Source organism: Campylobacter jejuni, from assembly GCF_049221745.1.
In the GTDB taxonomy this organism is placed as follows: Bacteria; Campylobacterota; Campylobacteria; order Campylobacterales; family Campylobacteraceae; genus Campylobacter_D; species Campylobacter_D jejuni_E.
The window spans coordinates 1-15,863 of record NZ_JBMJAO010000008.1 but is presented as its reverse complement, the minus strand read 5'-3'; the positions used below and the strand labels follow the sequence as shown (position 1 = coordinate 15,863).

17 protein-coding genes and 1 pseudogene are annotated in these 15,863 nt (G+C 30.6%); 7 read left to right on the top strand and 11 right to left on the bottom strand.

All coding sequences use genetic code 11. The features are described 5' to 3' along the window. The first annotated feature begins 1 nt into the window (after window position 1). The 3 genes from cheW to tal are packed head-to-tail and all read left to right on the top strand — an operon-like array spanning window position 2 to window position 2,129. On the top strand, window positions 2–523 hold the full coding sequence (gene cheW, locus ACOTU8_RS06515) for a chemotaxis protein CheW (protein ID WP_002826355.1): 522 nt from the start codon (window positions 2–4) through the stop codon (window positions 521–523). Next, on the top strand, window positions 523–1,146 hold the full coding sequence (serB, locus tag ACOTU8_RS06510) for a phosphoserine phosphatase SerB (protein WP_422342233.1): 624 nt from the start codon (window positions 523–525) through the stop codon (window positions 1,144–1,146). Before cheW ends, serB begins: the two co-directional genes overlap by 1 nt. Further along, complete coding sequence (gene tal / locus ACOTU8_RS06505) at window positions 1,146–2,129, top strand: transaldolase (protein WP_422342232.1); 984 nt, start codon at window positions 1,146–1,148, stop codon at window positions 2,127–2,129. Before serB ends, tal begins: the two co-directional genes overlap by 1 nt. Here the strand turns inward: tal and ACOTU8_RS06500 are convergent, their stop codons facing one another. The 10 genes from ACOTU8_RS06500 to ACOTU8_RS06455 form a co-directional block, all read right to left on the bottom strand. Then, window positions 2,130–2,552 (bottom strand): Sua5 YciO YrdC YwlC family protein, encoded by a 423-nt coding sequence (locus ACOTU8_RS06500; protein ID WP_422342231.1) that lies wholly within the window; start codon window positions 2,550–2,552, stop codon window positions 2,130–2,132. Continuing rightward, on the bottom strand, window positions 2,549–5,818 hold the full coding sequence (gene carB, locus ACOTU8_RS06495) for a carbamoyl-phosphate synthase large subunit (RefSeq protein WP_422342230.1): 3,270 nt from the start codon (window positions 5,816–5,818) through the stop codon (window positions 2,549–2,551). The genes ACOTU8_RS06500 and carB overlap by 4 nt, the downstream gene beginning before the upstream one ends. A gap of 523 nt (window positions 5,819–6,341) precedes the next feature. Next, window positions 6,342–7,091 carry a rod shape-determining protein MreC gene (mreC, locus tag ACOTU8_RS06490; protein ID WP_422342229.1) on the bottom strand — a complete coding sequence of 250 codons (750 nt, stop codon included), beginning with the start codon at window positions 7,089–7,091 and terminating at the stop codon, window positions 6,342–6,344. Continuing rightward, window positions 7,081–8,121 (bottom strand): rod shape-determining protein, encoded by a 1,041-nt coding sequence (gene mreB / locus ACOTU8_RS06485; RefSeq protein ID WP_002851700.1) that lies wholly within the window; start codon window positions 8,119–8,121, stop codon window positions 7,081–7,083. Before mreB ends, mreC begins: the two co-directional genes overlap by 11 nt. Before the next feature lie 11 nt (window positions 8,122–8,132). Continuing rightward, a complete protein-coding gene (gene clpX / locus ACOTU8_RS06480) occupies window positions 8,133–9,356 on the bottom strand; it encodes an ATP-dependent Clp protease ATP-binding subunit ClpX (protein ID WP_422342228.1) in 1,224 nt (407 codons plus the stop codon). Then, the gene (gene lpxA, locus ACOTU8_RS06475) at window positions 9,349–10,140 is read right to left on the bottom strand and encodes an acyl-ACP--UDP-N-acetylglucosamine O-acyltransferase (RefSeq protein ID WP_422342227.1); all 792 of its coding nucleotides are present in this window, start codon (window positions 10,138–10,140) and stop codon (window positions 9,349–9,351) included. Before lpxA ends, clpX begins: the two co-directional genes overlap by 8 nt. Further along, window positions 10,140–10,580 (bottom strand): 3-hydroxyacyl-ACP dehydratase FabZ, encoded by a 441-nt coding sequence (gene fabZ / locus ACOTU8_RS06470; RefSeq protein ID WP_422342226.1) that lies wholly within the window; start codon window positions 10,578–10,580, stop codon window positions 10,140–10,142. The genes lpxA and fabZ overlap by 1 nt, the downstream gene beginning before the upstream one ends. A 94-nt stretch (window positions 10,581–10,674) precedes the next feature. Next, window positions 10,675–11,766 carry an epoxyqueuosine reductase QueH gene (locus ACOTU8_RS06465; RefSeq protein WP_422342225.1) on the bottom strand — a complete coding sequence of 364 codons (1,092 nt, stop codon included), beginning with the start codon at window positions 11,764–11,766 and terminating at the stop codon, window positions 10,675–10,677. Continuing rightward, window positions 11,766–12,221 carry a thioredoxin-dependent thiol peroxidase gene (bcp, locus tag ACOTU8_RS06460; protein ID WP_052775810.1) on the bottom strand — a complete coding sequence of 152 codons (456 nt, stop codon included), beginning with the start codon at window positions 12,219–12,221 and terminating at the stop codon, window positions 11,766–11,768. The genes ACOTU8_RS06465 and bcp overlap by 1 nt, the downstream gene beginning before the upstream one ends. After that, window positions 12,218–12,424, bottom strand: a complete 207-nt coding sequence (locus ACOTU8_RS06455) for a tautomerase family protein (RefSeq protein ID WP_422342224.1) — start codon at window positions 12,422–12,424, stop codon at window positions 12,218–12,220. Before ACOTU8_RS06455 ends, bcp begins: the two co-directional genes overlap by 4 nt. 175 nt (window positions 12,425–12,599) lie before the next feature. Between ACOTU8_RS06455 and ilvE the strand changes: the two genes are divergently transcribed. The 4 genes from ilvE to ACOTU8_RS06435 are packed head-to-tail and all read left to right on the top strand — an operon-like array spanning window position 12,600 to window position 15,667. Next, window positions 12,600–13,514: a branched-chain-amino-acid transaminase gene (ilvE, locus tag ACOTU8_RS06450; protein WP_422342223.1), complete on the top strand. Its 915-nt coding sequence runs from the start codon at window positions 12,600–12,602 to the stop codon at window positions 13,512–13,514. 12 nt (window positions 13,515–13,526) lie between these two features. Then, window positions 13,527–14,615: an SPFH domain-containing protein gene (locus ACOTU8_RS06445; protein ID WP_422342222.1), complete on the top strand. Its 1,089-nt coding sequence runs from the start codon at window positions 13,527–13,529 to the stop codon at window positions 14,613–14,615. 12 nt (window positions 14,616–14,627) lie between these two features. After that, window positions 14,628–15,158 (top strand): DUF2393 domain-containing protein, encoded by a 531-nt coding sequence (locus tag ACOTU8_RS06440; protein WP_260628162.1) that lies wholly within the window; start codon window positions 14,628–14,630, stop codon window positions 15,156–15,158. Then, window positions 15,158–15,667 carry a DUF2393 family protein gene (locus tag ACOTU8_RS06435; RefSeq protein WP_422342221.1) on the top strand — a complete coding sequence of 170 codons (510 nt, stop codon included), beginning with the start codon at window positions 15,158–15,160 and terminating at the stop codon, window positions 15,665–15,667. The genes ACOTU8_RS06440 and ACOTU8_RS06435 overlap by 1 nt, the downstream gene beginning before the upstream one ends. 120 nt (window positions 15,668–15,787) lie before the next feature. On the opposite strand, the pseudogene ACOTU8_RS06430 reads toward ACOTU8_RS06435, so the two are convergent. Further along, window positions 15,788–15,863, bottom strand: a pseudogene (locus tag ACOTU8_RS06430) (methyl-accepting chemotaxis protein); the annotation flags it as partial.

Genomic DNA, 15,863 nt, shown 5'->3' with positions numbered 1-15,863 from the left:
TATGAGTAATGAAAAATTAGAGCAAATTTTGCAAAAACAGCAAACTCAGATGGCTGGTCCTGATGTCGATCAAAGAGAAGATGATATCATCCAACTTGTTGGCTTTGTAGTTGGAGATGAGGAATATGCGATTCCAATTCTTAATATACAAGAAATCATTAAACCTATAGAATATACTAGAGTTCCTAGTGTACCTGATTATGTTCTAGGGGTTTTTAATATGCGTGGTAATGTTATGCCGCTCATTGATCTAGCTCAACGCTTTCATTTAGGAAGTTCTAAAATGACACCTCAAACAAGATATATTGTTTTAAGAGGTGAGACAAATGGAACTGGAGTTGGAGGAAATGCTGGTTTCGTTATAGATAGATTAACTGAAGCAATTAAAATTCACAGAAACAGAATCGATCCACCACCTGAAACTTTAGTTAAAGACAAAGGTATGATTTATGGTATAGGAAAAAGAGATGAAAATATCTTAACTATACTCAAAGTAGAAGCTTTACTTAAGCGCGAATTTTAATGATTAAATTTTGTGTTTTTGACTTTGATGCTACTTTAATGGATGGTGAAACCATCGATATTTTAGCTACAGCGCATGGCAAGGGTAATCAAACAAGCGAAATTACCCATCGTGCCATGACTGGAGAACTTGATTTCTTTGAAAGTCTTCAAAAACGAGTAAGCTTTTTAAAAGGTATGTCTTATAAAAAAGTTTTAGAATTAGGTAGCACACTTCCACTAATGCATGGAGCACATGAACTTATCCAATATTTAAAATCTAAAAACATACAAATTGTTATTTTTAGCGGTGGTTTTCATGAAGGCATAGATCCTGCTATGCAAAAACTTGGAATTAACCTCGGTTTTGCAAATTATCTGCATCATAAAAACGACATTTTAACAGGATTAGTTGGTGGGGAAATGATGTTTTCAAATTCAAAAGGCTTAATGCTACAACGATTAAAAAGCTTTTTAAATTTGAAAACAGATGAAGTGATGTGTGTTGGCGATGGGGCGAATGATTTGGCAATGTTTAACGAAAGTGGATTAAAGATTGCATTTTGTGCTAAAGAAATTTTACGTTTTCAAGCTGATATTTGCATAGATATAAAAGACTTAAAAGAAATAATAAAGGTAATATAATGAAAAATTTTTCTCTTTGGTGTGATTTTATAGAAAATAGTTTTTTAGATAATGAATTTTTAAATTTATTATCACATGGAATTAATGGTGCTACTTCAAATCCTGCTATTTTTAAAAGTGCTATTTTAAATTCTCCAATTTATAAAGATAAAATTCTTAAATTAAAAGGAAAAAAAACAAAAGATATTTATGAAGAATTAGCAATTTCTGATATTCAAAAAGCAGCTGATAAATTAGCTCCTCTTTTTTATCAAAAAAACGATGGATTTATAAGTATTGAAATAGATCCAAGACTTCATGATAACACAACTCTTAGTTTAGGCGAAGCTAAAAGACTTTATAGTGCTATTGGCAAAGAAAATGTAATGATTAAAATTCCAGCTACAAAAGCTTCTTATGAAGTAATGTATGAACTTATGAAAAATGGTATTAGCGTCAATGCTACCTTAATTTTTTCTCTTGAACAAAGTCAAAAATGTTTTGAAGCTTTAAATGCAGGTTTAGTCGAATTTAGAAAAAACAATATAGCCCTAAAAGGAAAAAATACTGATTTGAGAACTCCACAAGCTGTTATAAGTATTTTTGTAAGTCGCTTTGATAGACTTTTAAATTCTAAAGCTAAAGAACAAAATCGTGTAGGAATTTTAAATGCGAATTTAGCTTACAATAATATCTACTTAAAAAATGAACCTAATATTCGTGCCTTGTTTGCAAGCACTGGAGTTAAAGGAGACGATCTGCCAAAAGACTATTATATCAAAGAACTTCTTTTTGAGAATTCTATTAATACTGCCCCACTTGATGCAATACAAATATTTAAGGGAAATATAGAATTTAAAAAACCTTTAATGAATTTTGAAATTTATACAGAACTTAATCAAATTATTTCTCAAAGTGAACGAGAAAAAGCTTGCAATGATTTATTAAGCGATGGCATAGAGCAATTTTGTATTGCTTTTGAAGATATTTTAAAAGCTCTTTAATTAACGTATTTTTATCATTTTATTCTTTGAAAGCCTTAATATTTTTGATGGGATATTTTCGAAAAATTTCTCATCAAGTATTATATCAGCAACACTTCTAGCCCATTCTTCATCGAATTCTTTTCCATGCTTATTTGCCGAAGATGAATAAAAATAGCCATTTTTACTTAAAAAATTTGCATGTTTACACTCTTTCACAATACGAATGGCCTGATTATTTGGATAAATAAAAGTTGTTTTTTTAGAACGGCGTACTAAATTTTTAAAAGATTTTGGAATTCTTGCTAAACTTTTTAACTCACAAAATTTCGCAGAAGTGATTAAGCAAGGTTGATTTTTATCTCTACCTTTTAAAGCATTAATCTCTTCTAAATTTTTACTTAAAAATCCTACTGTAGTATCTGTTTGAGCTAAATAAATCAAGATTTAAGCCACTCTTGCAAACTCTTTACATCTAGGCAAGATTTACTCTGTATAGCTTTAATCGATTTTGCACCTGCTAAAGCTGATCGTAAATTTGTAAAATAAGGTATTTTAAAACGAATAATATTTTCACGAATTTTTTTCGTATCGCCTTTAAAACTGTGACTATCGCTTGTATTGATAACTAAGTGAATTTCCCCATTTTTCAATTTATCTTCAACATTTGGGCGTCCTTCTGAAATTTTATGCACAAGCTCACACTCAAAACCACTTTCTAAAATTTCCTTGCAAGTTCCCCCTGTTGCCATAAGCTTAAAGCCAAGCTTTACATATTCTGCAGCGATTTTTTTAGTATATTTTTTATCCTTATCTTTTAAGGAGATAAATACCACACCTTGTTCTGGAAGATGATTAAACGATGCAATTTGACTTTTTGCGTAAGAATTTGCAAAATCCTTACTTATACCCATAACTTCACCCGTTGAACGCATTTCAGGGCCTAATTCTAAATCACTTCCACTAAGTTTTGCAAATGGAAATACTGCTTCTTTTACACTCATATATTTTGGAGTTTTAGGGCGTAAAATTTTAGTATCAAAATTAACCACTTTGAAAGTATCATAAAATTTTAAAGCTTCTTTTAAATTTCCTTGCCACATCACACGCGTTGCCACTTTTGCCAAAGGAATACCCGTAGCTTTACTAACAAAAGGCACGGTACGACTAGCTCTAGGATTTACCTCTATCATATAAAGCTCATTATTATGTAAAGCAAATTGTATATTTAAAAGCCCTACAACTCCCAAATTTAAAGCAATATCTGTGGTTTTTTGTGCAATAATTTCTTGCATTTTTTCATCGATATTGCAAGGTGGCAAAGAACAAGCACTATCACCTGAATGAATTCCCGCTTCTTCTATGTGCTCCATAATTCCTGGAACATAAACATCTTTGCCATCACAAATCGCATCAACATCAATTTCTGTAGCATTGTCTAAAAATTGATCGATCAAAACAGGACTTTTATCGCTCACATCCACAGCTTCTTGCATATAAAGTCTAAGTTCAGCCTCATCATTTACCACACGCATCGCACGCCCACCTAAAACATAACTTGGTCTTACAAGCACAGGATATCCTATATCACTAGCTTTAAGTACCGCTTCTTCTACGCTTGTTGCAGTAGAATTTTTTGGCTGATTGATACCTAACTTTGCAATAAATTGAGCAAATTTCTTTCTATCTTCTGCCATATCAATTACTCTTGCGCTAGTACCTATAATCTTAGCTCCAAAAGCACTTAAACGCTTAGCAAATTTCAAAGGAGTTTGTCCACCAAAATGTACAATCACTCCATCAGGTTTTTCACGCTCAATCACCGCTCTTAAATGTTCAAAATCAATAGGCTCAAAATACAAAATATCACTTGTATCATAGTCAGTCGAAACGGTTTCAGGATTGCAATTATACATAATGGTTTTAATACCCATATCTTTAAGCGCAAAAGAAGCATGTACGCAAGCATAGTCAAATTCTATACCTTGTCCTATACGGTTTGGTCCTCCGCCTATAATCATCACTTTTTTTTCTTTTTTATCTCTTATTTCACTTTTACTTTGAGTGAGTTCGCTTACATTAATACTTGAATAAAGATAAGGAGTTAAAGCTTCAAATTCACCCGCACAAGTATCCACTTCGCTAAATTCTACGATGATTTTTTGCTTCATTCTCGCATAATAAATATCATTTTGGCTTAATTCTAAATTATCTTTCAAATTTACAAGCAAAGCTATCATTTTGTCTGAAAAACCCATAGTTTTTGCTTTTCTCAAAAGAGCTTTATTGTTTAAAATATCCATATCAATTTGCTCTTCAAAATCTACAATTTCTTTAATCTGTGTTAAAAACCAAGGATCTATTTTACAAAGCTCATAAAGTTCTTCTACACTAAAACCTTCCCTAAAAGCTTGGGCAACATAAAGCAAACGCTTTTCATTGGCATTGCGAATTTTAAAAATAAGATCATTTCTATCTTCAAATTTTACTCTATCAAAACCACTCAAAGAACGCTCAAGAGAACAAAGTGCTTTTTGTATACTTTCTTTAAAAGTACGTCCTATAGCCATTACCTCACCCACACTTTTCATAGCTGTACCTAAAGTTGTGTTTGCTCCTGGAAATTTTTCAAAAGTAAAGCGAGGGATTTTTGTTACAATGTAATCAATCACAGGCTCAAAAGATGCAGGAGTTCCTGTAATATCGTTTTTAATCTCATCTAAACTAAAACCTACCGCTAAAAGTGTAGCAACCTTTGCTATAGGATAACCTGTCGCTTTAGAAGCTAAAGCACTTGATCTTGATACCCTTGGATTCATTTCTATAACTATCATTCTTCCATTTTTTGGATTGAGAGCAAATTGCACATTACTTCCGCCTGTATCTACACCAATTTCGCGTAAAATTGCAAAAGAAGCGTTACGCATTGCTTGATATTCTTTATCGGTTAAAGTTAGTGCAGGAGCTATTGTAATACTATCTCCTGTATGAATTCCCATAGGATCGATATTTTCTATACTACAAACTATGATACAATTATCTACCCTATCGCGTATAACTTCCATTTCATATTCTTTCCAACCTAACAAACTTTCTTCAATCAAAATTTCATGGATAGGTGATAAAGCTAAAGCAGTATTAGCAAGTTCTTTAAACTCGTCCATATTATAAACCACGCCACTTCCAGCACCCCCTAAAGTATAAGAAGCACGGATCATCAAAGGAAAGCCAATTTCATCTACGGCTTTTAAAGCTTCATCATAATTATACGCATACATCGATTTTGGCAAATCCATACCGATTTTTTTCATACATTCTTTAAAAATTTGACGATCTTCGCCTTTTTTAATCGCCTCAGGATTGGCACCTAAAAATTTCACATCTCCTAAAAGCCCGCTTTCATAAACTTCCATAGCGACATTTAACGCTACTTGTCCACCCATAGTTGGTAAAATTGCATCAATTTTTTCCTTTTTAATAATGCTTAAAATATTTTCTTTCGTAATTGGTTCTATGTAAGTTGCATCTGCAAATTCAGGATCTGTCATGATGGTTGCAGGATTTGAATTGATTAATACTACACGATAGCCTAATTCTTTTAAAGTCTTTGTAGCCTGAGTTCCTGAATAATCAAATTCACAAGCTTGCCCTATAACAATAGGACCACTTCCTATAAGTAAAATGCTTTTGATATCTGTTCGTTTTGGCATAAATTTTCCTAAGAGCATAAATTTATGCTAATTATAACAAAAATTAGTTTTAGGCAAACTTTTAAAATTTAAATCATATTGCTTTTATTTAGATAATTTTGTATATTGTTTTAAGTTTAAAAACATAATAAAATTAGTCAATAAATTTTCTTGACATTTTATTTATAATTCATTTTTTAATAATAAATTCCATACTATAAAAATTTTAGAATTAATAATTAAAATTATCTTAATAAATTTCTATATTTTTAACTTTTATGATTAAGCAATAATTAGATATATTTTATATTTTCATGAAAACATAAAATATATCATTTTCAAAATTTTACTGAAAAAACTTCCCAATTAGAATTAATCCAACTTTAGTAAAAATTCATAAATGCTACAACTCATCTTAAAAAATATGTCTCTTAATATACTACTAAAACTATAGAAATTTTACTTCAATATCTAGAAAATATTTTTAATTTTAAAAAAGTTACAAAATAATTAATAAAAAATTATTTAAAAAATAAGCTTTTATTTATAAATTATCTACTATATATAAATAAGCAGGAATATTTATTTGTATATATGGTTTTACTTCTGCACTTTGATATATATCTTCATCATTTATCTTAGTAACAATCCCTACTGGCACATCTGAAAAAAAAATATTATCAAGCCCACTTGTTAAAATTTTATCTCCAATATTAATTTTTGCCCATTTTGGAATAAATTTAACCATAACTCTACCATCTTCACCCTGAATGAGACCTGGAGCTTTAGATTTTCCTATGTAAACAGAAAAAACACACTGATCATCACCTTGTAAAAGAGCCATCGCCCTACCACTTTTATTAATAGCTATACCTGCAGCATATCCTTGATAAATTAAACCACGATTTTTACCAATAGGAATTTTACTCCAATCTAACCATAATTTTTTATAATCATTTAATTCAACATAAGAAATAACTCTAGTTAAAGAAACTTGAGGTAAATATTTTGTAGAATTTTGATCCTCTAAAATACGATTTAATTGATTTGCAAAACTTGTTACTTTTACAGCAATATCTTCTAATTCTTTATTTCTGGTTTTTAATTTTTGAATTTGATTAACTTGATTAAAATGTTCTGAAATTTTTTCCCCTAAATAATCTTTAGCATCATAAAAATTACTTATAATAAAATCATTAATACGGAGAACATTTTGTTTAATAAGTCCTCCATAATAAAAAGATACAAAAAACAAAAAAGCCAAAATAAGAACATAAAAAATCTTATTCTTCATTGGTTAATTGTTGCAATAATGAAATTTCCTCTAAAGCTTTACCTGTTCCCTTTGCTACAGCTAAAAGTGGTTCATCCGCAATATAAACTGGTAAACGAACAATTTCACTTAAATATTTATCAAGCCCACGAATTAATGCTCCACCACCAGTTAAAACCACGCCATTTTCTACTATATCACTTGCTAAATCAGGCGGCATCATTTCAAGCACCATTTTTAAAGCATCAGCAATTTCCTTTAAATATTCACGCATTGCCTCTCTTACATCTTCACTTGTAAGCTCAATACGACTTAAAAGTCCACTAACTTGATCACGCCCTTTTACCACCATAGAAAGTTCTTTTGGAAGTTGAATAGCCGAACCTATAGTGATTTTAATTTCCTCTCCCGTTCTTTCGCCTATAATAAGATTATATTTTTCTTTCACATAGTTTACTATACTCATATCAAGCTTATCACCAGCTGTACGGATAGATTTTGAAATAACAAGTCCACCTAAAGAAATCACTCCAATTTCAGTAGTTCCACCTCCTATATCTACCACTAAATTTCCTTTAGGTTCTTGTATAGGTAAACTCGCACCGATGGCTGCTGCCATAGGCTCTTCGATTAAAAAAACTTCTCTAGCACCTGCACTTAAAGCACTTTCTCTTACTGCTTTTCTTTCTACTTGAGTTAAACCATAAGGAACAGAAATAATAATTCTAGGGCGTAAAAAACTTTTTCTACGATGTGTTTTTTCTATAAAATAACGGATCATTTTTTCAGTCATATCAAAATCTGCTATCACACCATCTTTCATAGGACGAATAGCTTCAATATTTCCGGGAGTTTTTCCTACCATATCTTTAGCTTCTTTACCTACAGCTAAAATTTTTGCCTTCGATCCATATCTTTCTCTTTCAACAGCCACCACAGAAGGTTCATTAATCACTATACCTTTATCTTTTACCAAAACAAGGGTATTAGCTGTACCTAAGTCAATCCCCATATCACTAGAAAAAAAACCTATAAGTTGATCTAATATCATTTCTATCCTTTTTAACTTATTTTTCTTTTTATTAATAATGCTTTTGCATTTTCCTTAACAACTTCTTTGGTGATTATAATATCATAGTTTTTATATTCTGGTAATTCAAACATTAAATCTACCATCATTTCCTCTATAATACTTCTAAGCCCCCTAGCTCCTGTTTTTCTCTCTAAAGCAAGCTGTGCAATTGCTCTTAGAGCATCTTCTTCAAACTTTAAATTTACTCCATCAATAGCGAAAAGCTTTTGATATTGTTTAATAATCGCATTTTTAGGTTCGGTTAAAATTCTTATCATATCTTCTTCATTAAGCTCATTCAAAGATGCAATCACATGTAAACGACCTATGAGTTCAGGAATCAAACCAAAATGTACTAGATCATCAGGTTCTATTTTCTCAAGTAAAGCTTTATTTTCCTCTTTTGCATCATCAAAAAAACCTACAACCTTATCACCAAGTTTTCTTTTTAAAATTGTTTCCAAACCATCAAAAGCTCCACCGCAAACAAATAAAATATTTGAAGTATCAATTTGTATAAATTCTTGATTTGGATGCTTTCTTCCCCCCTTTGGTGGAATATTTACCAAACTTCCTTCGATAATCTTAAGTAAAGCTTGTTGCACACCCTCTCCACTTACATCACGAGTAATAGAACGATTTTCACTCATTCTAGCAATCTTATCAATCTCATCAATGAAAACTATACCTTTTTGAGCTCTTTGTACATCTCCATCTGCAGCTTGCAAAAGACGAGTTAAGATATTTTCTACATCCTCGCCTACATATCCTGCCTCAGTTAAAGAAGTTGCATCACAAATTGCTATAGGTACATCTAAAAATTTTGCTAGAGTTTGAGCAAGTAAAGTTTTTCCACTTCCTGTTGGCCCAACAAGTAAAATATTTGACTTGAAAAGCTCTGTATCATCATCTTGAAGTTCAGCTTTAAAAAGTCTTTTATAATGATTGTACACTCCAACACTAAAAACTTTTTTAGCTCTATCTTGTCCTATGACATAACGATCTAAATAGGCTTTTAATTCTTTTGGAGTGATATCTTTAAATTCTGTATTATGGCTTTGTTTAGGTTCTTTAAATTCTTTTTCTTCTCCATAAATAATACTATAAGCACCTTCAACGCAATATTCACAAATAAAAGCATCATCATTTTCATTTGCTAAAATTCTTCTTTGTGGATTCTCCACTTCATTGCAAAAACTACATTTTCTAGGCATTATTTTTACCCCTATAAACAGGAATTCCGCGCTTTGTTTCTAATATAAAATGGCACATTTTTTTAACATTTTCACTTTCACTATTTGCAAGTAATACTGTCGCATTTTCCTTCAGTTCTCCTTGTCTAAATAAAGTTTTAAAAGCTCTGCTAAGTCTATCCACTTCATCTTTATCAAAACGACGACGAATACCTACTAAATTTAAACTTCTAATGCTCGCACGATTTCCTTCTGCTAAGCAAAAAGGTACTATATCCTGAGAAAGCGCACTTGCTCCTGCTATCATACAACCTTCACCTACTTTGACAAATTGATGAATGGGAGTTAGCCCTCCTACAACTGTAAAATCTCCAAGCTCAACATGGCCTGCTAAAGTTGCATTATTGGCTAAAATGATATTATTCCCCAAAAAACAATCATGAGCAATATGACAATAAGCCATAATAAAAGCATTATCTCCTATACGAGTAAAACCATCTCCTTTAGCTGTACCTGAATTTATCGTTGCAAATTCTCTAATAGTTGCATTTTTTCCTATAATAACACCACTTTTTTGCTCTTCTTTATAAGATATATCCTGAGGAATATCACCTACTATAGCATAAGAAAATACACGAGAATGATCACCTATAGTTGTATCTGAAAGAATCCTAGCACCCTGTTTGATGACAACATCATTACCTATTTTAGTATCTTTACCTACATAAGCATAAGCTTCTACTACAACATCGTCACCAAGTTGTGCACCCTCTTCAATCACCGCACTTGGATGAATTTTTTTCATTATTTATCCACTATCATAGCTTTAAGCTCAGCCTCTGCAACTAAATTTCCATCTACAAAAGCTTGCCCTTTAAAAATCCACATATTGCCACGATTTTTAACCACGCTCATTTCATAATCAAGCCTATCTCCAGGACGCACAGGATTTCTAAATTTTGCTCCATCTATGCCTATGAAATAAACTACTTTACTTTTTGGATCCACTTTATCTTCCATACTTTCAAAAGCTAAAACTCCGCCTGTTTGAGCCATACCTTCTAAAATCAAGACTCCGGGATAAATAGGATGCTCTGGAAAATGTCCCATAAAAACATGATCACTTATACTGATGTTTTTATATCCTCGCACCACTTCTTTGACTTTTAATTCTGTAATTTTATCTACTAGTAAAAAAGGATAACGGTGTGGTAAGATTTCTTGAATTTGCATTACATCTATCATTATTAAATTAACCTTGAAAACAATTAAAAATTTTATTATATAAAAAAATCATTAAAAATTATATTAACAAAAAAAGTTTTTCTTAATAAATTTCTTAAATTTCTACAAGCACCTCTTGATTATCATGATAAATTTCACTTTTTGCTATCACTTCATATCTTGAAGGTAAAATATTTTCAAGAATGATAATAGGGCTAAGATTATAAGTTCCAAACAATTTATTACGCCATTTAATTTCTGCTTTTACACTTAAAGGTTTTTTTAAAAAATCTTCAAAATTTTTCCATTTGTTTTTAAAAAATGCATTAAAACGCCAAAATTCCACAAAAACCATTTCATCTTTAGTGCTTCTATAAAAGCCTTCTTTTAAATTTTGTTTTAAATTTTCCTCATCCAAAGAAAATCTTGTATAAACGTTTTTAAAATGCGAATAAAATAAAATATGAGATTTAACAGGCTTTTTATCTAATTTTATCAAAGCGCTTAAAAGACGATAATTTACAAATTTCTCTCTTAAAATTTCAAATTTTATGCCCTTTTTCTCCCATAAAACCACTTTTTTATAAAGAACTATTCTTGCTTCTATACTTGCAGGTAAAATTTGCTTATTTACAGGAGACATTAATTCACCAATAAAACTTTTATCTTGTTTTTGTTTTTTAAGCCCATAAATACAACCACAATAGTTTTGATGATAAAGCATTTCTTTTTTTGTTAAAGCAAACTGCCTTTGAGTACCGCCATTTTTACGAAAATCAGGAGCTAAAAACTCTACTCCATAAGGTTCGCATTCTTTTTGTAAGGCATTTTTTAATTGTTCTAAATCTTTTTTAGGGCTAGTTAAAAGGGTGGTAGTAAGCTTTTTCTCTCCTATTTTAGCAGCAAATTCAACACTAGACCTCATTCTCAAGTCAAAACAAATTTCACATCTTGCACCCTTTTCAGGTTCATCTTCATAACCTTTTACTGCCTTAAGCCATTTTTCATACTCATACTCACCTCTATAAAGCTTAATACCAAGTTTATCACAAGATCTTTTTACATCTAAAAATCTTAGTTCATATTCGCTTAAAGGATGGATATTTGGATCATAAAAATATCCTATGATTTTTTCATCAGGATAAGTCTTTCTAAGCTCTTTTATAAAATAATGACTATCTACACTACAACAAATATGCACTAGCATTAAAGACTTTCAAGTACTTTTAAAGCATGATCTTTTACACGAACATTGCTATAAATTTGAGCAATCTTACCTGTTTCATCGATAACAAAAGTAGAGCGGATAAGACCTTCGTATTCTTTTCCGTAATTTTTCTTAAGTCCCCAAGCTCCATAAGCTTTAGCGACTTCTTTTTCACTATCGCTAAGTAAAATATGCTTTAAATCAAATTTAGAGATAAATTTTTCATGACTTGCCACGCTATCAGGACTGATACCGATAATCACTGCATTTTTACCACCAAATTTATCATAATTTAAACTAAAATCACAAGCTTCTGTAGTACAACCTGGGGTATTATCTTTTGGATAAAAATACAAAATCACCTTTTTGCCAATAAAATCTTTTAATGCTATTTTTACTCCATCTTGATTTAAAAGCTCAAACTGAGGTGCCTTATCTCCTATATTTAAACTCATTTGTTTACCTTTGCTTTGATAGCTTCTACACTTTCTCCGCCAAAGCCTATATCATAATTTTCTACATCCTCTAAAACCACCACAACTCTTTCTTTACTTTTATTATATTTCGTGCTTAAAAGCTCGGTAATATCAGCTATAAGTTCCGCTTTTTGTTCCTTACTTAAAGCCGGCTTTGCTAATTTAATATTTACTAATGGCATAATTTCTCCTTATTTAACGATAATTTTTCATAATTATTTCAAAAAATACCTAATATTTTTTTTAACAAAAAACCTTAATTTAAAAAAGCTTATTGTTAGTATATTTTTGATAAAATCCCGATTTATTCTTAAAAATAATATTTTTTAAGCAATAAACAACTATAAAAGGTAAAAAATGATCTCAGCGAATAAAATTTGGATGGATGGAAAATTAGTTGATTTTAAAGATGCAACTTTGCACTTTTTAACCCATTCTTTGCATTATGGCAATGCTGTTTTTGAAGGAACTAGAGCCTATAAAACAGATAAAGGCTTAGCAATTTTCAGACTTGAAGATCACACCAAAAGACTTTTAGAGTCTGCAAAAATTACTCTTTTAAATTGTCCTTTTTCTCAAAAAGAGCTTGAAAATGCACAAATTGAACTCTTAAAAGCAAACAATTTTAAAAGCAATGTCTATATCCGCCCTTTGATTTTCTTAGGCGATGGAGTTATGGGACTTTATCATATAAAAGCTCCTGTAAGAGTCGGGATTGCAGCTTGGGAATGGGGTGCTTACCTTGGAGAAGAAGGTTTAGAAAAAGGCATAAAAGTAAAAATTTCGTCTTTTGCAAGAAATAGTGTTAAATCATGCATGGGAAAAGCTAAAGCAAGTGCGAATTATCTTAACTCTCAAATTGCAAAATTTGAAGCTATTGAAGCAGGCTATGAAGAAGCTTTAATGCTTGATGAGGAAGGTTTTATCGCAGAAGGAACAGGAGAATGTTTCTTTATTGTAAAAGATGGGGTTTTAATCACACCTCCAAATGATTTTTCTTTAAAAAGCATTACTCAAGATACAGTGCTTAAAATCGCTCATGATCTTGGTGTCACTGTGCTTCGCCAAAGAATTTCAAGAGATGAAGTTTATACTGCTGATGAAGCATTTTTTACCGGAACAGCCGCTGAAATCACTCCTATTAACAATATTGATGCAAGAATAATAGGAAATGGTTTAAGAGGATCTATAACTAAAAAACTTCAAGATGCTTATTTTGATGTAGTTTATGGATACAATGAAAAATACGCATCTATGCTAACTTATATTTAAAAAAGGAAATAAATGCCAGCTGATTTGAATGATTATTTCAATAAAAAAAATGGAAATTCTAACAATAACGGAAGCAACAACCGTCAAAATTTCAATTTCAAAGCACCAGAATTTAATTTTAAAGGTTTTGGAAAATTCTCTCCGTTTATTTATGGGGTGATTATTATTATCTTATTTTTAATCGTTGCAAAACCTTTTATGGTGATAAATTCTGGGGAAATGGGGATTAAATCAACAACAGGTAGATATGACCCAAATCCATTAGAACCAGGACTTCACTTTTTCTTACCTTTTGTACAAAAAATAACCATAATCGATACTAGAGTAAGACAAATCAACTATGCTTCTATAGAGGGAAGTAATGAAAATTTATCTTCAGGTTCAGGTGTTATTAATAAAAATAGTATTTCTGTACTTGACTCTCGTGGATTGCCTGTATCTATTGATGTTACAGTGCAATACCGTTTAAATCCTTTGCAAGTTCCTCAAACCATAGCTACTTGGAGCTTAAATTGGGAAAATAAAATTATCGATCCAGTTGTTCGTGATGTAGTGCGAAGTGTTGTAGGAAAATATACAGCCGAAGAACTTCCTACTAATCGCAATGCAATAGCCGCTCAAATAGAAGAAGGTATAAGAAAAACTATAGAAGCTCAACCAAATGAACCTGTAGAACTTCGCGCTGTACAACTTAGAGAAATTATTTTACCTTCAAAAGTAAAAGAACAAATCGAACGCGTGCAAATTGCAAAACAAGAAGCTGAAAGAACCAAATATGAAGTAGAAAGAGCTAATCAAGAAGCCTTAAAAAAAGCTGCCTTAGCTGAAGGGGAAGCAAACGCAACCATAATCAGTGCCAAAGGTAAAGCTATGGCTGTTAAAATAGAAGCAGATGCACAAGCTTATTCTAATAAAGAAATCGCAAACAGCTTAAACACCCCTTTACTAAATTTAAAGCAAATTGAAACTCAAAAAGAATTTAATGAAGCTTTAAAAGTCAATCAAGATGCTAAAATTTTCTTAACTCCAGGTGGAGCAGTGCCAAACATTTGGGTTGATACCAAAGATGCTAAAAAGCAAAGTTCTGCCAACATGAACTAAAAGGATACGCAAGTGGAAAAACTAAGAGAAATCGTGCTTTTTTACACTACTCATTTATATTTAGTAGATTATATGCTGATTTTATTAGTTTTTTTTCTCTTCACTTGTGTTTTACTTCTTTGTGTATTTTTACGCCATAGACCTATAGCAGCACTTTTTATTATTGCATTTGATATTATTATTTGTTTTTTAGTTTATATCTATGGGTATAAACTAATAGACAATGAAGTAAGAACTCGAAAAACCGCTATTGCAGATCAAAAAATAATACAAAGCTCAAATGATTTAATTGTTGATTTTAACATTACAAATAATTCAAAAAATAATTTTAAAGAATGTAAAATTACAGCTAAAATTTTTGCAGATAAAATACCTAATGATAATATCATAGAAGAATATAAAAAGAAATTTATCCCTTTTAGACAAAAAAGTAGAGAAATTAAAGATCTAAAGAAAAACGCAACCCAATTTCAAAGAATTACTTTTGAAAATTTTAACTATGAAAATAACTTTACCATACGCTTAGTTTCGGAGTGTTTTTAATGCATTTTACGATTTTTCATATTATAGCTTTTATCATTTTACTTATTTGCTTTGCTTTGATTTGTATTTTAATCTTTCTAAAAGTCAAACAGAAAGAAATGGCTTTGATTTCTTATACCATAGCTACTATTTTTACTGCACTTTTGATATATTCTATTTTTCTAACAATCAATCAATTCACCACTCAAGCTGATCTTAGCAAACTAACCTACACAAGAGATCTAAGACATGAAAGTGTTATCGTAAGCGGAAAGGTTCAAAATCTTACTAAATTTGAAATCAGAAAATGTTATTTAATACTTAGCATATTAAATCAAAAACAAGTAGGAGGAGAAATTTTCAATGATAAAAATATCCGCAATGCCAAAATGCAAAATACAAGTGTTTCTTATACTATAGAAATTATAGACACACTTCCAGGTAATACTTATAAAGAATTTAGAGCCAATGTTCCTTTTCCTCCAAGTTTTGATAATCCTGAATTTTATCATACTCTAAAATGTATTTGATTTAGAAAATACTTAATATTAACAATTAGAATTTATCTATATAACATTTCATTAAATTTTAAAAAATTAAATATATATTATTTTATAGAGATAACTAGCTTTTTAGCTAGTTATCTAAGATTAAAACCTCTTCTTCTTAACATCTTCTAAGATATTATTAGCTATATCACTTACTGTACTAGAAATAATAGCTGAT